This window comes from Staphylococcus sp. NWU MKU2 (genome assembly GCF_033283605.1).
Taxonomy (GTDB): domain Bacteria; phylum Bacillota; class Bacilli; order Staphylococcales; family Staphylococcaceae; genus Staphylococcus; species Staphylococcus haemolyticus.
This window is the reverse complement of record NZ_JAVSMH010000001.1, coordinates 453,079-473,087: the sequence shown is the minus strand read 5'-3', so window position 1 is coordinate 473,087 and position 20,009 is coordinate 453,079. Positions and strand designations below refer to the sequence as shown.

21 protein-coding genes and 1 pseudogene are annotated in these 20,009 nt (G+C 32.6%); 14 read left to right on the top strand and 8 right to left on the bottom strand.

The features are described from left to right. Positions 1-6: 6 nt before the first annotated feature. The 3 genes from SBL15_RS02515 to SBL15_RS02505 all read left to right on the top strand — a co-directional run bounded on the left by SBL15_RS02515 (position 7) and on the right by SBL15_RS02505 (position 1,619). Entirely contained in the window at positions 7-495 is a 489-nt protein-coding gene (locus tag SBL15_RS02515) for an SA0632 family lipoprotein (RefSeq protein WP_107612020.1), read from the top strand. A 180-nt stretch (positions 496-675) separates the two neighbouring features. Beyond that, positions 676-972: a hypothetical protein gene (locus SBL15_RS02510; protein ID WP_037536478.1), complete on the top strand. Its 297-nt coding sequence runs from the start codon at positions 676-678 to the stop codon at positions 970-972. A gap of 101 nt (positions 973-1,073) precedes the next feature. Then, on the top strand, positions 1,074-1,619 hold the full coding sequence (locus SBL15_RS02505) for a GNAT family N-acetyltransferase (RefSeq protein ID WP_317955057.1): 546 nt from the start codon (positions 1,074-1,076) through the stop codon (positions 1,617-1,619). Positions 1,620-1,709: 90 nt separating this feature from the next. Here SBL15_RS02505 and SBL15_RS02500 read toward each other — a convergent pair whose 3' ends face one another. The 4 genes from SBL15_RS02500 to SBL15_RS02485 all read right to left on the bottom strand — a co-directional run bounded on the left by SBL15_RS02500 (position 1,710) and on the right by SBL15_RS02485 (position 4,504). Then, complete coding sequence (locus tag SBL15_RS02500; RefSeq protein WP_011276473.1) at positions 1,710-2,276, bottom strand: TIGR00730 family Rossman fold protein; 567 nt, start codon at positions 2,274-2,276, stop codon at positions 1,710-1,712. 11 nt (positions 2,277-2,287) lie between these two features. Further along, entirely contained in the window at positions 2,288-2,734 is a 447-nt protein-coding gene (locus SBL15_RS02495; RefSeq protein WP_317955055.1) for a YaiI/YqxD family protein, read from the bottom strand. A gap of 6 nt (positions 2,735-2,740) precedes the next feature. Further along, positions 2,741-3,415 (bottom strand): hypothetical protein, encoded by a 675-nt coding sequence (locus SBL15_RS02490; RefSeq protein WP_107612022.1) that lies wholly within the window; start codon positions 3,413-3,415, stop codon positions 2,741-2,743. A gap of 213 nt (positions 3,416-3,628) precedes the next feature. Next, positions 3,629-4,504: an undecaprenyl-diphosphate phosphatase gene (locus SBL15_RS02485; protein WP_037536471.1), complete on the bottom strand. Its 876-nt coding sequence runs from the start codon at positions 4,502-4,504 to the stop codon at positions 3,629-3,631. A gap of 303 nt (positions 4,505-4,807) precedes the next feature. Here SBL15_RS02485 and SBL15_RS02480 point away from each other — a divergent pair. Together SBL15_RS02480 and SBL15_RS02475 are read left to right on the top strand one after the other, a co-directional pair. Continuing rightward, a pseudogene (locus tag SBL15_RS02480) lies at positions 4,808-6,438 on the top strand (ABC transporter ATP-binding protein/permease). After that, positions 6,435-8,096 carry an amino acid ABC transporter ATP-binding/permease protein gene (locus SBL15_RS02475; RefSeq protein WP_107612024.1) on the top strand — a complete coding sequence of 554 codons (1,662 nt, stop codon included), beginning with the start codon at positions 6,435-6,437 and terminating at the stop codon, positions 8,094-8,096. Before SBL15_RS02480 ends, SBL15_RS02475 begins: the two are co-directional and overlap by 4 nt. A gap of 148 nt (positions 8,097-8,244) precedes the next feature. Here SBL15_RS02475 and SBL15_RS02470 read toward each other — a convergent pair whose 3' ends face one another. Next, on the bottom strand, positions 8,245-8,682 hold the full coding sequence (locus SBL15_RS02470; RefSeq protein ID WP_037536464.1) for a MarR family winged helix-turn-helix transcriptional regulator: 438 nt from the start codon (positions 8,680-8,682) through the stop codon (positions 8,245-8,247). Between the two features lie 223 nt (positions 8,683-8,905). Between SBL15_RS02470 and SBL15_RS02465 the strand changes: the two genes are divergently transcribed. The 4 genes from SBL15_RS02465 to SBL15_RS02450 all read left to right on the top strand — a co-directional run bounded on the left by SBL15_RS02465 (position 8,906) and on the right by SBL15_RS02450 (position 13,417). Then, positions 8,906-9,835, top strand: coding sequence for a CobW family GTP-binding protein (locus SBL15_RS02465; protein WP_107612025.1), 930 nt, complete (start codon positions 8,906-8,908; stop codon positions 9,833-9,835). 73 nt (positions 9,836-9,908) lie between these two features. Continuing rightward, the gene (locus SBL15_RS02460) at positions 9,909-10,205 is read left to right on the top strand and encodes a hypothetical protein (protein WP_037536459.1); all 297 of its coding nucleotides are present in this window, start codon (positions 9,909-9,911) and stop codon (positions 10,203-10,205) included. Positions 10,206-10,379: 174 nt separating this feature from the next. Further along, positions 10,380-11,945, top strand: a complete 1,566-nt coding sequence (locus SBL15_RS02455; protein WP_317955052.1) for a DASS family sodium-coupled anion symporter — start codon at positions 10,380-10,382, stop codon at positions 11,943-11,945. 98 nt (positions 11,946-12,043) lie between these two features. Next, the gene (locus SBL15_RS02450) at positions 12,044-13,417 is read left to right on the top strand and encodes a cryptochrome/photolyase family protein (RefSeq protein ID WP_037536456.1); all 1,374 of its coding nucleotides are present in this window, start codon (positions 12,044-12,046) and stop codon (positions 13,415-13,417) included. Between the two features lie 479 nt (positions 13,418-13,896). Here the strand turns inward: SBL15_RS02450 and SBL15_RS02445 are convergent, their stop codons facing one another. The 3 genes from SBL15_RS02445 to SBL15_RS02435 form a co-directional block, all read right to left on the bottom strand. Beyond that, entirely contained in the window at positions 13,897-14,175 is a 279-nt protein-coding gene (locus SBL15_RS02445) for a hypothetical protein (RefSeq protein WP_011276462.1), read from the bottom strand. Beyond that, positions 14,172-14,789: a DUF1361 domain-containing protein gene (locus SBL15_RS02440; protein WP_107613692.1), complete on the bottom strand. Its 618-nt coding sequence runs from the start codon at positions 14,787-14,789 to the stop codon at positions 14,172-14,174. Before SBL15_RS02440 ends, SBL15_RS02445 begins: the two co-directional genes overlap by 4 nt. Positions 14,790-15,020: 231 nt before the next feature. Continuing rightward, positions 15,021-15,440 carry a PPC domain-containing DNA-binding protein gene (locus SBL15_RS02435; protein ID WP_317955050.1) on the bottom strand — a complete coding sequence of 140 codons (420 nt, stop codon included), beginning with the start codon at positions 15,438-15,440 and terminating at the stop codon, positions 15,021-15,023. Positions 15,441-15,679: 239 nt separating this feature from the next. Here SBL15_RS02435 and norA point away from each other — a divergent pair, with 239 nt between their 5' ends. From norA to pfkB, 5 genes are all read left to right on the top strand, one after another. Next, the gene (gene norA, locus SBL15_RS02430) at positions 15,680-16,852 is read left to right on the top strand and encodes a multidrug efflux MFS transporter NorA (protein WP_037536448.1); all 1,173 of its coding nucleotides are present in this window, start codon (positions 15,680-15,682) and stop codon (positions 16,850-16,852) included. Between the two features lie 260 nt (positions 16,853-17,112). Further along, entirely contained in the window at positions 17,113-17,598 is a 486-nt protein-coding gene (locus tag SBL15_RS02425) for a hypothetical protein (protein ID WP_107612029.1), read from the top strand. Between the two features lie 96 nt (positions 17,599-17,694). Then, complete coding sequence (gene ybaK / locus SBL15_RS02420; protein WP_053041153.1) at positions 17,695-18,174, top strand: Cys-tRNA(Pro) deacylase; 480 nt, start codon at positions 17,695-17,697, stop codon at positions 18,172-18,174. 153 nt (positions 18,175-18,327) lie between these two features. Beyond that, a complete protein-coding gene (locus tag SBL15_RS02415) occupies positions 18,328-19,083 on the top strand; it encodes a DeoR/GlpR family DNA-binding transcription regulator (RefSeq protein WP_233663966.1) in 756 nt (251 codons plus the stop codon). A 2-nt stretch (positions 19,084-19,085) separates the two neighbouring features. Further along, on the top strand, positions 19,086-20,006 hold the full coding sequence (gene pfkB, locus SBL15_RS02410; protein WP_317955047.1) for a 1-phosphofructokinase: 921 nt from the start codon (positions 19,086-19,088) through the stop codon (positions 20,004-20,006). Positions 20,007-20,009: the final 3 nt, after the last annotated feature.

Sequence of the window (20,009 nt, the reverse complement as noted above, 5' to 3'; positions counted from 1 at the left end):
AAAAGCATGAAAAAATGGTTGATACTTCTACTTTCTGCGACACTTATGTTGTCTGCTTGCGGTAAAAGTGATGAAAGAGCATCATTAGAGAAAGATGTTAAAGAACTACAAAAAGAAAATGATGATTTGAAAAATCAAAAGAAAGATTTAGAAAAGCAAAAAGAAAAACTTAACGACCAACGTGAAAAGCTTCAAAAAGAAGTGGATGATTCAGTTGCGACAGAATCTGCTAAAGATGATTCAGAAAGCGATGAAAGTGATAGTAGTGACTCAAATCAATCATCAGATAGTGATACATACAAACAGTCTAAGAGCCAAAGTACCACTGAAAATAGCACGTCAAGTAACGAAACGAATACTTCTAAGACAAATGGTGGTAGTGATTCACAGAAATCTAACCAATCTAGTAATACTCAAGAGGCTCAATCAAATAGCGGTGAAAATGCTACAAGTGAACAAAGTAGCTCAGACGATACATCATCAAGTAGCCGTTAATAAAATTACTTAAATAATGAAGGCAATTTAGCCGGCCTCATACGTCAAGTTTGACATGTACGGATGTAGGGTAAACTAAATTTAAATCATTTACAATTCACATTTTAATCATTTTATAAATTAAGCTTAGCTACATAATAAAACGTTTAATCATAAATTATAACATTGGAGAGATGACATATGCATGAACAAGATTTTCACATTTTAGAAGGGCGCGAAATCACATTACCTGAATTAGGACGTGAAATTGAAAATATTACTGGACGTACAATTGTTGATTCTACTGGTGAAATCAAACGTGTGGTTGCACACTTACCAAACTTTGAATCTGATACCGACACATTTGTAGCTACATTTAAACTTAACCATCGTAATGACTTTGTAGATGCGACTTTTGTTGCACCTAAAAATCAACGTGATCGTTTAAAAGAAATTCCAGTACACATTGAACTCGTTAGTTATATATCTAGAGGTTAATTAGTTACTCAATCAAATTTAAAGACGGATAAAGTGTGCTATGGTCTATATCCATATCGCACTTTTTTACTCATGTATTTCTTTAAAATGGGGTGTTGAAAATGGCTACATATATAGAAACAGAAAGACTTAAATTACGAGACTGGAAGCAAGAAGATTTATTGCCATTTCAAAAGATGAATGCTAATCCTCAAGTGCGACGCTATTTTCCAAGTTTATTAAGTTATCGACGTTCTGAATTAGATATGAAAAAAATGGATGACATTATTAAAGAAAGCGGTATAGGCTTATTTGCAGTTGAACTTAAAGAAACTGGCGAATGGCTTGGTTTTATTGGGGTTAATTATATACCTCAAGATAGCCAATACCCATTTGAGGAATTACCACTATATGAAATTGGATGGCGTCTTATTCCAGAAGTATGGGGTAACGGACTTGCCACTGAAGGTGCAACAGCTGTGTTAGCATTTGCCAAAGAAAAGGGGATTGAAGCTATTTATAGCTTTACTGCAGAAAATAATTTGCCTTCTAGAAAAGTAATGGAAAACATTGGCATGACATTATATGACCATTTTGAATTACCAGAGTTAAGCAAATATCATATGTTAAAAAGACAAGTACGTTATTATAAACAATTATCAATATAAAATTAAAAGCGACATGAGATTGGATGGTTATATTATGTGATAAATAATCACTTTTATAAATATAATAGTCCAAAACATGTCGCTTTATAATTAATCGTATGTACGTATACCTAGGGGTTTAAAATTAAGTAACCCATTAATTAAATCTTCTTTAGAATTATATAAAGGTGCTAAATGTTTATATTTTTCATCAATAAATCCTTCTTCAATCATACTATTTATAAGTTGTTGAAGTGGATTGAAGAATCCATTTAAATTGTAAACGGCAATTGGTTTTTCATGAATGCCAATTTGCGCCCAACTATAAGTCTCGAAAAATTCCTCAAGAGATCCAGCGCCACCAGGGGCCATTACAAAAGCATCTGCAAGTTCCGCCATTTTTTGTTTGCGTTCATGCATTGAATCTACAAGAATAAGTTCGCTCACTTTTTGACTAGTGATTTCTTTTTCATCTAACATCTTAGGCATTACACCAATAGCATGTCCACCGTGATCTAATACACCATCTTGAATTGCACCCATAATACCTACAGAACCTGCACCAAAAACTAATTCATAGCCTTGCTCAGCCATATATTTACCAAGTTCGTATGCTTCTTTAACATAAATGGGGTCTTTACCTTTACTAGCACCGCAATATACTGCAATTCGCTTCATTATTCTTCCTCCTATAGTTGTTTGATAACAGATTTAAATGCACGCTCAAATTGTTTTTTATCTTCTTTTGAAAAAGGGGGAGGCCCTTTATGACGACCGCCTTGCTTTCTTACCTGTGCATTATTATAACGTTGTTGTAATAACATATCTATATTACTTGAACGATACAAATGCCCTTTATGATGCATTACAATCTTAACTTTAGATAGTAATAAACTGGCAAGTCCATAATCTTGAGTTATTACAATGTCTTCTGGTTTAGCTAGCTTTACAATTTTATAGTCAACAGCATCAGGTCCATCATCAATATAAATTGTTTCAACGTGATTTGGGAGCACTTTATTTGAGTAATGGCTAAAGCTGCGTAAAATGGTAACAAAAATGCCTGTCCCAGTAGTTAATTCAATTACTGAATCAACTACTGGACAAGCATCTCCATCAATGATTACACGTGTCATAAAGCGTTACGCCTTATTGTTATCTTCATTTTTATTTTGTGTAACAACACTTTCAGCTTCATGATCTTTGAACTTTTTCATTTCTTTGATGCGTGCTTTTTCTTCTTGTTTTTGTAATTTCTCTTCTTCTTTATGACGTTTATCAATATTTTTTTGGAGCTTTTTATCTAGCTTATTAACGTCTTTTTTATTATCTTTCTCGAGTTTTTCGCCTTTTTTCTCTGTCTCATCATCAAGTTTACCAGGAGTTAAACCAACTTTTTCTTGATATTTTTGAGTTTTCTTCATGTCTTTAATGCGTTGTTTTTCGTTCTTTTCACGCTCTTTTTCTTCTTCTTTATGACGTTGTACGATATTTTTTTGAAGTTTTTTATTCATTTTGTCAGCTTCTTTATAGTTTTTCTTAGCTAACTTTTCGCCTTTTTTCTGAATGTATTCAGGATCGTTTTCTTTTGCAATTTTCTTTAATTCACGTTTGTTGTCGAATTCTTGTTTTTTATCTCCTAAATACTCTTTTGCACCTGTTGCTTTATTTGCAATCGCTTGTCCTGCATTTGACGTTGCATGAGTTGCTTTTTGTACCTCAGGATGAGATTTAATACGCTTACGTTCTACTACTAGTGGCACAATAATGATTGGTAAAACATTAATCGCCGTTTTAATGATTTTCTTTTTGTCCATACTCGTTGCCTCCATTAGATTTACTATTTATCTTCATTACCCTATGATACATCATACTAAACGAAGGAACTAGCTAGAACCCTTATATTAACTTGAGTAAAACTAGGTAGGTTAAGAGAGTGTCTTAGTCAGCTCATTGACTAAAAAAATCGCCAAAGATTAAATCTTTGACGATGTTATGTGGCATAAAGCCATTATTAGATTGATTTATAATTAACCTGAAATGCCTTGTCCAATTCCAAAGCCGAAGTATAGAATGGCTATAATTATTACCAATACGATTCGATAAATTGCAAATGGTACTAACTTCACTTTATTAATTAAGTGTAAGAATGTTTTGATTGCAATCAAGCCAACAATAAAGGCAGCCAAGAATCCAATTAAGTAAAATGGAATATGTGCAAGTTCAATATATTGATAGTTTTTAACTAATGATAGTGCACTTGCAGCTAGCATAATAGGTACAGCCATAATGAAGGTAAAGTCAGAAGCAGACTTATGATCTAACTTCATCAAGACACCTGTTGAAATCGTAGAGCCAGATCTACTGAAACCAGGCCACATTGCTACCGCTTGAGAGATACCAATTACGAATGCTTGAACATAATTGATTTGGTCAACTGACTTAGGATTTTGAACTTTTTTACTATATTTGTCTGCAATAATCATATAAATTGCACCTAAGAATAAACCAATCATTACAGTAGGAACACTAAATAAATGCGCTTCAATAAAATCGTCGAATAACACACCTAATATACCAGCTGGAATCATACCAACTAATACGTGTAGTAAATTTAATCGACGTGGTTTAGAACGAAATTCTTCATTTATTGAAGTGTTTCTATACTTGCCAATATGTAACATTTCGAAATAACGCTCACGGAATACCCATGCCGCAGCAAAAACAGAACCTAATTGAATTACAACTTTAAATGTAAAAGCTGAATGAGGACCTAGAAATTCAGTCGATTTTAACCACATATCATCCACTAGAATCATATGACCTGTAGATGAAACTGGAGCAAATTCAGTTAAACCTTCGACAATACCTAAGATAAGGCCCTTGATAAACTCGATAATAATCATAAGTAACCTCTTTCTTTTATTAAAAATTTAAAATATTGTTGTCTTTAAATATATTGTTGTCAAAATTCACTTTTCTATAATATCATAACGCATCAAATCAACGCTAATAATAATGAGATAACTAATAATTAATTTTATATACAATATATCGCAGTACCTTTACTAATTTACTGATATAACTAACTTACCGTAACGGACTTAAGGTTGAGATGTTATGTTCATTATATTGTCACTGTTTTTTAAAAGATATTAAATGATAAACAATTGAGAACCTTTTATAATAATAAATTAGGTGAAGATAAAGTGAAAAAACTAATGAATTTAGTATTTAAATATAAAGTATTTCCATTATCTATGGGAATTGTAAGTATGTTATTAGCAATAACAGTAGTGGTTCAGAATATAAGTATTGCGAGTTTTTTAGATCAAGTGCTTTACAATCATTTGAGTTCCTTAAATTCATTATTGATTATCATCTTAATCGTTTTAATTCTTAGAGCAACATTGAATATGATTAACTTAAGATTAGGTGATATGTTAGCTGGCAAAGTTAAACATCAATTGCGTCGAGAAGTTGTTTTGAAAGAATCAACTATTGCTACAGGAACGCAAATTAATATTTTAACAGAGACAATAGACGGACTATCCCCGTTTTTTAAAAATTATTTGCCACAGGTCTTTAAATCTATGATGATCCCTTTAATGATTATCATAGCAATGTGTTTTATTCATTTAAATACTGCATTAATAATGATAGTTACAGCACCGTTTATTCCACTTTTTTATATCATTTTTGGACTTAAAACACGTGATGAATCAAAAGACAAATGACGTATTTAAATCAGTTTAGCCAACGTTTTCTTAATGTGTCTAAGGGACTGATTACACTTAAACTTTTTAGACAGACAGCCCACACGAAAAAACAAGTATACGAAGATAGTACACAATTTCGAGATTTAACGATGCGCATATTAAAGAGTGCATTTTTATCAAGTTTGATGCTCGAATTCATAAGTATGCTTGGTATTGGATTGGTTGCTTTAGAAGCAGCACTAAGTCTTGTTGTTTTTCATAATATTGATTTTAAAACAGCAGCTATTGCAATTATATTAGCTCCTGAATTTTATAATGCTATTAAAGATTTAGGACAAGCTTTCCACACAGGTAAACAAAGTGAGGGTGCTAGCGATGTAGTTTTTGAATTTTTAGATTCTGAAAACACACCGCTTACTAATCAAGAAATAGTAAAAGAGCAACAAGAATCACTTATTAAGATGCGCAACGTCAATTATCAGTATCCTAATAGTCCTTCTTATGCCATTCGTGATATATCGCTCAAGATAGATAAGGGTGAAAATGTAGCGATTGTTGGACCAAGTGGTGCAGGTAAAACGACTTTAGCCAAATTACTTACTCAAATAGTACGTCCGACGAGTGGGCATGTGTCCTTTAACAAATGTGTTAATCAAATTGGAATGCTAAGTCAAAATCCTTATATTTTTTCAGCATCAATTAAAGACAACATAGCAATGTTTAAAAAAGTTGATGACGACCAAATTCTTCATGTGTTAGAGATGGTTGGACTAAAAGAAAAGGTAATGTCTCTAAAAAATGGTATTCATAGCAGAATAGGTGAAGGTGGAGAAATGTTATCAGGCGGACAAATGCGTCGTATTGAGTTATCAAGGGTGTTATTAATGAATCCTGATATTGTTGTTTTTGATGAACCTACCACTGGCCTGGATTTAGAGACTGAAACTGTTATTCAACAAGTAGTCGCACACCATTTTGAAGGGGTAACGATGATTATGATTGCCCATCGCGATTCAACGATTCGTCAAGCAACGCGACGATTATTTATAAAAGATGGTTACTTAGTTGAAGATGATCAAACGATTTCTGTAAGACTTGAAAAAGGTGGTGACTTAGTGTGAAACCACAAATTCGATTTCGACCTGACAAAGATTTAATATTAGCAATATTGACGGGTGTTATTGGGAGTGTCGTTGCATTAGCAATGTTCTTCTTAAGTGGGTACATGGTAACTCAAAGTGCTTTAGGCGCACCTTTATATGCATTAATGGTGTTAGTTGTATCGGTTAAGTTGTTCGGGTTTATGCGTGCGATTGCAAGATACGGGGAGCGTTTACTATCACACAAAACGACATTTACAATGTTACGAGATGTTCGGGTTCAATTTTTAGAAAAATTAATCCCTAGAGTACCTAATTTATATCGTCAATATTCATCCGCTGATTTATTGACTAAAATGATAAGCAAAGTAGAAGCTTTACAAAACATCTATTTAAGAGTCTATTATCCACCGGTTGTCATTGGTTTCACAGCAATTATTGCAGCAGTAACGTTGGTATATTTTAGTGTTATGCATGCTATAGTTATCATTATAAGTATGTTGTGTTCACTTTGGCTTGTACCGTGGTTGAGTGCTAAACGTGTAGGCAAATTAAAGCAACAAGTTGCACAACAGCAACAAACTACGATTACCCAATTTTACGATTACAAAGAAGGCTATGCTGAGTTAAATCGTTTTAACAATGTAGAAGCCTATCGTGAAGAGTTAATGAATGCATTAGAATCGTATGACAAAATGCAATCGAAAGAAACGCGATTTTTAACTTTATATGATTATATGCTAAATATAATCGCAATGATCGCTATATTTGCTACCTTAGCATTAGGATTTATTCAAGTTAAAGAAGGACAATTAAATGTTGTGTATTTAACGAGTATTGTTTTGATGATGTTAACTTTATTCGAACAAACAGTGCCTATGAGTAACTTTGCATATTACAAAGCAGATACTGATGAAGCGTTAAATAGTTTAAATGATGTTCTATCATATCCAGTAGATCAATCTAAGCAATCATTGGTAACAAAACAGAGTAACGTATACAATATTAGGAATGTATCATTTAGTTACGAACATCAAGAAATACCAACGTTATCCAATATTAATTTAACTGTTGGAAAAGGGGAAAAAGTAGCGATTGTTGGACCATCTGGTTCAGGAAAAAGTACATTATTACAAATTATGAGTGGTTTGTACGATATCGATAAAGGACAAGTTTCTCTCGATGGTCAGAACATATCACAACTAGATGAAGACATTCGCTTTGAAAAGCTAAATGTTCTTTTACAATCACAACAATTATTTGATGGTACATTACGTTACAATATGTTCTCCAGTAAAAATGATGATGTCATTCAACGTGTCCTAACGAACCTTAATTTAGGCTATCTAGATTTAGAAAAAACAATCACATTAGATGGAAACACATTATCAGGTGGTGAGATGCAACGTATTGCATTAGGGCGACTTTTTCTAAAAGGTTCCTCAATATGGTTATTAGATGAACCAACGACTGCATTAGATGAGGATAATACTAAACAAGTGATGCAATTGATTGATGAACAAGTTGAAACATTGGTTATTGCAACGCATGATTTAAAATTACTGCCATATTTCGACAAGATAGTTGTTCTTATTGATGGACAGATTAAAGAACAAGGGAGTTATGATGAACTAAGTCATGGTAACCATTATTTAAGTCGTTTATTAAAAATGAATTAGACAATGTTTAAATACACGCTTACGTTGTCTTAAAACGAAAAACCTGAGGTATCTGTTATAGATAACTCAGGCTTTTCGTTATTGATAAATATATAGTAATTTGATTCGAAACGAATAACTTTAATTGGCTTAGTATTAGCATGTCATTTTACTTTGACTCGGTAAAAGCATCGATGACTTTCCCTAATAGACGATTGAGTTCATGTACTTCATCATTACTTAAAGAAGAAGCATTCGCGACTTTTTGAGATGCATCGCTTAATTCAGGTTTGATTTTTTCGCTTTTCTCAGTAAGATGAATAAATACTTCACGTTGATCAACTTCAGAACGTTCGCGTTTGATGAGGTCAACTTGTTCCATTCTTTTTAATAAAGGTGATACAGTACCAGTATCTAAAGCTAGTTCTGTAACTACCTTTTTAACATTTACAGGAGATTCATCCCATAAAATACTTAGCACTAAAAATTGTGGGTACGTAAGATTGTACTTTTTAAAGACTTTATTTGAATAGTAGCGATTAACTTGTCTTTGTGCATTGTACAAACTAAAGCAGAGTTGCTCTTTCAAATTATGTTGTTCAGACATTAAAGTTCTCCTCCAGACATTCTATCCGTCTCTCTATGTTTCGGATTAAATTTCGTCTATGTTGTATAAAATATAACTTGCAACACACTTCGTCTCAATGCCATGCTAAAATTAAAGTATGTTTAAATTCTAGAAGATATTTCTATTTTAATCAAGTGTAATCTAAAATAAATACATATATTATCATATTCAAATTAATTTTAAAAAGAAAAGAGATTTTAAAATGATAAATAATAAAAATGAAAAAATATCAATTACAATCGTAAATGGCTTTTTAGGAAGTGGTAAAACTACATTTCTAAAACATTATATAGAGCAATTATTAAAAAAAGATGAGAAAATAACAATTATAATGAATGAATTTGGATCATTTGACGTTGATAGTTTATTACTTGGAAATGATGTTTCCATTCATTCATTAATTAATGGCTGCGTATGCTGTGATTTAAATAACGATTTAGTTAACCAATTGAAACAGTTGATTGATCAAACAGATACGAGTCATATTCTTATAGAAGCAACTGGTTTAGCGCATCCCCTTGAGATTTATTCGGCTTGCCAAGACCCTACAATAATAAAAAATGTTCATGAACCAACAATTATTGGTATTGTAGATGCACAAAGATTCACTAAAAAAGAAGTCTATAGTCCTTCAACAACTCAGTTATTAGAAGAACAATTACGTTATAGTGATACGATAATACTAAATAAAACTGATTTAATAGGTGAAGAAGCACTTAACGACGTTAAAGAAAATTTAAATAAACTCAATCCACAAGCGCCTATAATTATTACCACTTATAGTCAATTTAATGATGACCAAATCAACGGTAAAGTGATTCAACATAATGAAATTAAGCATAAACATACACATCATCATGGGATTCAGTCGATGCAGTATACATTTACAGCAGCAATAGACCGTCAGTTATTTTATCAATTTATTATGCGTTTGCCAGATAGTGTACTTCGCTTAAAAGGATTTGTGAAGTTTAGAGATCTACCAGAAGTAACATATGAATTTCAATATGCAATAGGCTTACCTGATTATGGCATTATCGATAAAGACGTACCGATGACTATCGTTATCATTGGAGAGTCATTGGATACAGATAGATTACGTAATCAACTTGATATGATTCAATTCACATAATATCGTTTTGTCACAGTTATGACATAGGCGTTTACTTTTTTATGTTTTATAATAAAAATAGGAGGGTTTGACCATGAATAACGAAGATAAACGTACGAAGCAAATTCGTTTTGAATTTAGATGTATTACGATTCCTTATACAGTTTTTGCTATTATCGTACTACTGTTTAATATATTTTATACCAACATTAAAGTGACAATGGCTTTATTCGGACTCTTTTTTGCATACAATTTAGGTATTTTATTCATAGCTTTTATTAATCGCTTCAAACGAACACTTATTTTATCTTTAATTTTGACTGTTTTGAGTGCGGCTACATTCTTTACGCTATTATATGTGTTTGGCTTGAATCGTGAAATTTTTGGTTAAATAATTTTGTTAAGAATGACATAGACTTTGTGATAGTCAGTAAGACGCTATCACAAAGTTTTTTATGCTTAAAATAATATGAAAAGTGAATATTTTGTGTATTTTCTCACATTAAATCATTGATGAAGCGCTTTCTTGATATACTGAAATTGACGAATTAAGGGAGTGGTATCTATGGAAAAAGTGCAGGCTACACAGGAGAATAATAACCTATTAAAAAATAAAAAGGAAAAAAAGAGTAAAAGTGGTTATAAGCCAATTTGGATTATTATAAGCTTTGCCATTTTATTAATTATCTTGTTATTACCAACACCGGCAGAGTTACCAATAATGGCAAAAGGAGCACTTGCCATCTTAGCGTTTGCCGTTATTATGTGGGTAACCGAAGCTGTGACGTATCCAGTATCAGCAACAATGATTTTAGGTTTAATCATTTTAATTTGTGGATTTAGTCCAGTCCAACAACTGTCAGAGAAACTAGGTAATCCAAAAGAGGGAGATAAAATATTATCTGGCGCAGATTGGTTAGGCACGGGAAATGCATTAACGCATGCCTTTAGTGGATTCTCTACATCTGCAGTTGCATTAGTAGCTGCGGCATTATTTTTGGCAGCAGCTATGCAAGAGACGCAATTACATAAACGTTTGGCTTTACTAGTGCTATCAATTGTAGGTAATAAAACACGTAATATTGTTATCGGTGCAATCTTAGTTTCAATTTTACTGGCTTTCTTCGTTCCTTCAGCAACTGCAAGAGCGGGTGCAGTTGTACCAATCTTATTAGGTATGATTGCCGCATTCAAAGTATCAAAAGAAAGTAAACTTGCATCACTTTTAATTATTACAGCAGTCCAGGCCGTTTCGATTTGGAACATTGGTATAAAAACAGCGGCTGCTCAAAATATTGTAGCTACTAATTTTATTAATCAGAACTTAGGACACGATGTGTCATGGGGAGAATGGTTCTTATATGCTGCACTATGGTCTATCCTTATGTCAATCGCATTATTCTTTATCATGATGAAAGTGATGCCACCTGAACATAAAGAAATTGAAGGCGGTAAAGAATTGATCAAAGAAGAATTAGATAAATTAGGACCAGTCTCTTTTAGAGAATGGCGTCTGATAATTATATCTGTATTATTACTTTTCTTCTGGTCTACTGAAAAGATTCTACATCCTATAGACTCTGCGTCAATTACTTTAATTGCTTTGGCAATTATGTTAACACCTAAAGTTGGTGTTATTACATGGAAAGTTGTAGAAAAAACAATACCTTGGGGAACAATTATAGTATTTGGAGTAGGGATTTCACTAGGGAATGTACTATTAAAAACAGGCGCTGCACAGTGGCTGAGTGACCAAACCTTCGGGCTTATGGGGTTACAACATATGCCACTCATAGCTACTATTGCTCTTATAACACTATTTAATATCTTGATTCATCTTGGGTTTGCGAGTGCAACAAGTTTATCTTCGGCGCTTATACCAGTATTTATATCACTTACAGCTACATTACATTTAGGTGATCAATCGATTGGATTTGTGCTAATTCAACAATTTGTAATTAGCTTTGGTTTCTTATTACCCGTTAGCGCACCACAAAATATGCTTGCTTATGGTACGGGTACATTCACAGTTAAAGACTTCCTAAAGACAGGAGTACCACTAACTATTATTGCCTATATCTTAGTAATTATATTTAGTTTGACATATTGGAAATGGTTAGGATTGGTTTAAAGGCTTTGGTATTCCATTAAGTCGAAACATAAAGTTTCTGATTTTAATTATTGGAAAAAGGGTAAAGTTAATGAACCTTTAATAACAGGAGTGAAATGATGACTATAGGTGTAATACTAAATCGCGTTTTCCGAATTAATAATAATCCATTATTTGAATATATTCATCAGAATAAAGAGGATATTGAGAAATGCTATCTCATTATTCCACAGGAAATATTTGAAGAAGATGGCACAGACATGAAAGCAAATTATTATTATGGTGTAATGCAATCATTTCTAAATGACTTAAGACAGTATGATATTGAACCCTACTTGTTAGACTATAGTGATTTAGGAGATTTTTGTGAGGATAAATCTATCAGTGAAGTTATTGTTGCTGGCGATATTATGAGTTATCACCAAGAAAGTTATGATATTCGTCATTTAAAGAAGGCTTTCAACAAGCACAATATTACAGTTACCACAGTGCGTGCCAATCACTATTTCAAACCAAGCGCTACGATGAACAAACAAGGGGAACCATACAAAGTGTTTACCAGCTTTTATAAGGCACATCGTTCTAAACTAAGAAAGCATGACTCTTATGCCTATAAATTAAAGGACTTGTCCGATTTATTCGTGAAATCTCAGCAAAAGTTAATCCAAGATTATTCGAAGTTTGGCCTTTCAGAAACAAAAGCAATTAAAAAATGGAATGATTACATAGATCAAGACATACAAAATTATGAAACCAATCGTGAATATTTGCCTGAAGTCTTAACGAGTCAGTTAAGTATCATTTTAGCTTATGGCATAATAGACATTAAACAAATTGTTACTCAATTGTTAGAGCGTTATGAAGAGGACGAACATAATATTGAACAGTTTATACGAGAATTGATGTTCAGAGAGTTCTATTATGTGTTAATGACACAATATCCAAACACAGCTCATGAGGCATTTAATGAAAAATATCGTGACATTAAATGGGAGTATAATAAGGATGAATTTAAAAGTTGGTGTGAAGGGCGTACTGGTTTTCCAATAGTTGACGCAGCAATGACTGAACTAAATCAAACTGGATTTATGCATAATCGTATGAGAATGGTTGTTTCACAGTTTTTAACGAAAGATTTGTTCATTGATTGGACATGGGGTGAGGATTATTTTAGAAGAAAATTAATCGATTTTGATTCCGCATCTAATGTACATGGTTGGCAATGGTCTGCATCTACAGGAACAGATGCTGTTCCTTACTTTAGAATGTTTAATCCAAGTCGTCAGAGTGAACGATTTGATAAAGATGCTTTGTACATTAAAACGTTTATACCACAGTTAAATGATGTTACTCCTAAATTATTACATGAACCTTTTAAACATGAAGCGGAGTTAGAACAAGAAGGTATTAAACTAGGTCAGGATTATCCAAAACCACTAGTCGATCATAAAGAAGCAAGAGACCATGTTATGTCAGTATTTAAACAAATATAAAAAATAATTGGAGTGAGATAGCAATCAAATTAAATGCTGTCTCACTCCAAATTACTTTTGTTAGAAGGGGGTGGGGCAGAAATAATATTTTACAAAAATTATTTTACCCCAGCCTGCTTTGCTTGTAGATTTTCTTGTTGAAAATTTCTTTGCTGGGGCCCCGCACCCCAGCTTGCTTAGCGTGTAGAATTTCTTGTTAAAAATCTCTTTGCTGGGGCCCCGTACCCCAGCTTGCTTAGCATGTAGAATTTCTTGTTAAAAATCTCTTTGCTGGGGCCCCGTACCCCAGCTTGCATTGCTTGTAGATTTTCTTGTTGAAAATCTCTTTGCTGGGGCCCCGCACCCCAGCTTGCTTAGCATGTAGATTTTCTTGTTGAAAATCTCTTTGCTGGGGCCTCGCACTCAACTACGTTTCATTATCTATATTCGAACTACTTACGTAAGTGTGTGAACACTTATCTTCACCAAGGTTTTAAGTGTTATTTTAAGGCAAATAAGCATATATAAACGGCTACGTATTCTAAGAAAGTAACCAAATACATATATTTTAATCGTAGTTTGACATTTAATGGCACTTCCCATTTAGGATAACGGCGTTCATAATAAAAAATTTGAACGAGATACAAACCAATGCCAAGTGGTAATAACATAAGGATAATACTATGTGTCATACTAAAACCATTTTTATGAAAGAAATGTCCAATAATGAGTTGTAAAGCAATAATAATAATTAGAAGAATCATAATGTGCCAAATCATTTTGCCACTCTCACTCCTTTCACGAATATAACGATTACGGTTTGTAGTAATGCCATAAGTAAAATAAATGTTATGGATTGTGTATTTAAAGATGCAATCACCTGACGAATAATAGTGAAAGGTTCAGTAATCAAATGAACAGTATGGAATCTTAAAAAACGTCCCATATAAATACCTAAACCATTTAAGAACATAAGTACTACAATTAGAGTACGATTTAGCCATAATTTTGAAGTAAAATGCATCAAATTTATAAATATAAGAATCATACAATACATTGCTAAAAAGACACCTAATAATAGGTAAGTAAAATATAGCCATTCCATAATATTTAATTGAACATAAAAATCAAATGTAAATTGATTTAAATGAATTAAATCCGTTAGCATATAAAAAGTATTAGGCACTAGCAATACAAAAATTAAACCAAATATTATAAATAGTGGCCATTCATATTTTTTTCTTGGCTTAAATAATCTTAATAGTAAACATAACTCAAATGGTATATAAGCTAAAAAGAGGTTTAAACTCATAAAATTAAATACACGTGTTTCAAATAGTGAGAATGTGAAAAGTATTATGAAATATATTCTGGCAATATAACGCGAAGTCATGTTATACACTACTTTCTTTAAAAAAATAAGAGTTTATTTTAGTTAGTCAATGATTAATAATAAAGGTTACCTAAATGGTAATCAAATATTTAAGCATTATGTTTATCTAGTCAAAAGAAATTTAAAGATATAAAACGCTATTTTAATGTAATAAATGAGGAATACATATAATAACCCATAGATGCATATCTAAATATGTCATCTATGGGCTAATTTAATTTATACATTGCATTAAGGTCTTAATAAGTTCAATTTAGTTTCTTCATCATGTGTACGATTAACATCTAAGTTAGTCATTTGAATTACTATTTCAGCCGTAGCTGATACAACAGCTTTCGTTAAATGACCACTCAATGTTTGGAAATCACGTGTTCCGAATGTTCCATGTAAATGCGCAAATGGTTTATCATCAATATGTGAAATATTGCCAAGTAAACTTGTTAGTTCTAAAGCTTCATTAACTTCACGTGCTTCATATTTTTGAGTGTCTAAATTATAAAAATTCAACGTTACATTGTCACATGCGCCTATACCACTAACTGAACCGAATTTCATTTCTTGTTCCACAGCAAATTGTGTTAGGACTTCTACAATATCTTCGCCTTTGTCTAGCACTAAAAGAAACGTTTGAACATCTTTATTATATTTCATCATCGTCACCTCAATTTGATAAGTTACCTACATTATACTAGCCAGTAAGTTTTATTGCTTAGAATTTAAATCTTACTATTGTAATATAGAAGTTAAATAGTATACAATGTCCTAATATTATGTAATTTTCAACTATGTTATTAGATGTAGCTCATTTATATTTAATCAGAAGCGTGATTAAAATTGATCTTCAATGAAATGATGAAATTTACCAAATAAAAATGAAATGAGGTGTCATCATGAAAAAACAATTATTTACATTGTACTTCAATATTTTCTTAATCTTTGTAGGTATCGGATTGGTAATACCTGTACTCCCCGTTTACTTGAAAGATTTAGGTCTAAAAGGTAGCGACTTAGGCATATTGGTAGCAGTGTTTGCCTTATCTCAAATGATTATTTCACCATTCGGTGGTACGATGGCTGATAAACTTGGAAAAAAATTAATTATCTGCATTGGTCTAGTTCTATTTGCCATATCGGAGTTTCTATTCGCTATCGGTCATCATTTTCCTGTATTAATCGCTTCGCGAATATTAGGTGGTTTTAGTGCAGGGATGGTAATGCCTGGTGTAACTGGTATGATTGCAGATATTTCACCAGCTAAAGATAAAGCCAAGAACTTTGGGTACATGTCAGCTATTATCAATTCAGGCTTTATTTTAGGTCCAGGGATTGGCGGATTTTTAGCGGAATTCTCTCATCGAGCTCCATTTTACTTTGCGGGAACTTTAGGTGTATTAGCATTTATCATGTCTTTATTATTAATTCATAACCCACGCAAAGAAACAACTGAAGGATTCCATTCAATTGAACCGGAAGTATTTACAAAAATTAACTGGAAAGTCTTTATTACGCCAATTATTTTGACATTAGTACTGGCATTTGGTCTATCAGCATTTGAAACATTATTCTCGCTTTATACAGCTGAGAAAGCCAATTATACACCACGTGATATTTCAATCGCAATTGTTGGTGGTGGCGTAGCAGGAGCGGTATTCCAAGTCTTCTTCTTCGACAAATTTATGAAATACATGACTGAATTAACCTTTATTATCTGGTCATTACTCTATTCAGCGATTGTACTTGGTTTATTAATCTTGTCACATAGCTATTGGACGATCATGTTTATTAGTTTTATCGTGTTCATTGGATTCGATTTGATTCGTCCAGCACTTACGAACTACTACTCTAACATTGCAGGTAATCGTCAAGGTTTTGCGGGTGGATTAAACTCCACATTTACTAGTATGGGGAACTTTGTAGGTCCATTAGTAGCAGGCGCTTTATTTGATGTTAACGTGGAATTTCCTTTATATATGGCAATCATAGTTATGTTGTTCGGTATCGTGATTATTTTTGTTGAAAAAGCACTGCAAGCAACGAGACGTCGAAAACACACAACGAAGTAAAGATCATAGAATGGATAAGTAAGAGACAATATGAATATTAAATGAAATAGGCAATGATATCATTCGTTTTTAATTGAAAAATTGACGATGTCATTGCTTGTTTTTACATTTATGTTGTTAAATTGTAACAATATAGCGTCGATTATTAATAGAAGTATTACAAAGATTACAGTTATTTTAAATTGCAGTCTACATAATTATTTTTACTCTCTATATATGTTAAGATAAATAAAAATTTAGAGAGAAATGTGGGTAAGGAGATGAATTTAAAAAACATACTTTTAGGTATGGTGGCTGTAATTTTATCGTTATGTCTAGCTTTCTTATTATTTATAGCTACAAACCAAAATGCCTTAGCTAAAGTGCATCAGACTATTTCTACATTTTCAAAGATGAGTAGTGTCTCTGCAACTGAGAAAATGTTAGATATTACTACAAGTCACACAGCTAAAGCATCAGAAAAAAATGCTGATGAACGCAAAATGGAAACACACTATAATAAAATAGATTCCACTTCCCATGACAACGCAAATAGTAATAAGCATGAATATTCTTCTGAAGAATATAGAATAATTGCTCAAAATTATACGAATCATCAATATGGTAAAGTGGTCAATTTAGAACGTAGTGGTGAAACGAATCAAGATATTACGTATCAATTGAATCCAAACCATCAATCACAAAGTAGTAATATTGCAGTAAATAAAACTGGTAAAATAGAAGCCTTATCTAATAACGCACAATGAGCGCGCCATTTCTTATAATAGAGAAGAGCGCTCTTTTTATTTTTCATAGAAAGCGTAGTAAGATTATAGATAAAGATGAAATTGAGGTGAACGTGTATGAAACATAAGAAAACAAATGCGATGCGTATGTTAGACAGAGCTAAAATAGATTATGAAGTCAAAACATTTGAGGTGGAAGATGGGCATATGGATGGTGAACGCGTTGCAGAATTAGTCGGTGAAAATGTCCATGATGTTTTTAAAACACTTGTATTAGAAAATGCTGAACATGATCATTTCGTATTTGTAGTTCCAGTCAGTGAGTCATTAGATATGAAAGCAGCGGCCAGTGTCGTTAATGAAAAGAAATTACAGCTAATGCCATTAGATAATTTGAAACAAGTAACAGGTTATATACGAGGTGGTTGTTCTCCAGTAGGCATGAAACATTTATTTCCAACTACGATTGATCAATCTGCTTCTTTACGTGAAAAAATTATCGTGAGCGGTGGACAACGAGGAATTCAAATTGTGTTACAACTTGAGGATCTTGTTTCAATGACAAATGCACAAGTAGAAGACATTACTCAAAAATAGCAATATAGTGACAGATATTACAAATGGGATGACAAATTGTGTAATATCTGTTAATTTTTAAACCGAAATGAATGTTTTTGATTGTTTTTGACAATTTGTGATTGAAAAATGTAAGCGTACACATTATAATGTGAGTTGAAGCGGGGTGGTTAAATGATTTCTGAAAAAAGACATGACTTAATACTTCAGGAATTAAGGAAAAAAGATTTTCTCACACTCCAAGAATTAATAGAGCAAACAGGTTGCAGCGCTTCAACTGTTAGAAGAGATTTATCGAAATTGCAACAACAAGGTCGACTTCAAAGAGTTCATGGAGGAGCAACATTAAATAGTAATAGAAATAATGAACCAATTCTGTCGGATAAATTGTCGCAAAATTTAAAAGAAAAAAGAGTGATTGGTCAATTTGCTGCAAAACTCATCGAAGATAATGACTGCATTTTTATGGATGCTGGTTCATCAACGATTGAAATGATTCCATTCATTAAAGCACAAAATATTGTAGTGGTTACAAATGGATTAACGCATGTTGAAAAGTTACTTAACCAAGGCATCAAAACTTTGATGATAGGTGGACAGGTTAAAGAAACAACATTTGCCACAGTAGGTGCTAGTGCACTTGATACATTGAGTCGTTATTGTTTTGATAAGGCTTTTTTAGGAATGAATGGTTTAGATTTAAAATATGGTCTTACGACGCCAGATGAAAAAGAGGCACTAATAAAAGAGAAGGCCATGGAACAAGCAAATCAATCATATGTTTTACTTGATCATTCAAAAATAGATGAAGTTTATTTTGCACATGTACCAATTAGTCAAAACCATGTTGAAATGGTGGTTTCAAAGCAAACAATAGCACTTTCACATTTTGAACAATATAAAGAAAAGTACGTGTTTATAGGAGGGTAACCATGATTTATACAGTAACATTCAATCCATCTATTGACTACATTATGTTTACTAATGGATTTGAAATAAAAGGGTTAAATAGAGCGACATCTACTTATAAATTTGCAGGTGGGAAAGGTATCAATGTATCTCGTGTTTTAAAAACACTAGGTGTACCATCTACAGCATTAGGGTTTGCTGGAGGTTTTCCTGGAGAATTTATAGCTCAAACATTAGAAGAAAGTCAAATTAAAACGGACTTTATTGAAGTTGATGAAGATACACGTATTAATGTAAAACTGAAATCTGGTGACGAAACTGAAATTAATGCACCAGGACCGTCTATTACTGATGACCAATTCCTAGCATTATTAAATCAAATTAAACAGACAACAAAGGAAGATACAGTTATTGTTGCTGGTAGTGTACCTAAGAGTATTCCAAGTGATGCGTATGCTCAAATTGCAGAAATAACTCAAAGCACAGGTGCAAAATTGGTGGTTGATGCTGAAAAAGATTTAGTTAACACAGTGCTAAAATATCAACCATTATTTATTAAACCTAATAAAGATGAATTAGAAGAAATGTTTGATATGACTGTTGAGAGCGACCAAGATGTTGTTAAGTATGGTCGTGAAATCTTAAAAGAAGGTGCACAATCAGTCATTATATCTCTAGGTGGAGATGGTGCAATTTATATAGATAAAACGCGTAGTATAAAAGCCCAAAATCCTAAAGGACAAGTCGTTAATACGGTTGGTTCAGGAGATAGCACTGTTGCTGGTATGGTGGCAGGTCTTGAATCTGTATTATCACTTGAAGATGCATTTCAACAAGCTGTTGCTTCTGGGACAGCAACGGCATTTACTGAAGATTTAGCAACAATAGAAGATATAGAAAAAATTAAATCACAGGTTACTATTACAGTACTTGATGGGGAGTGAAAT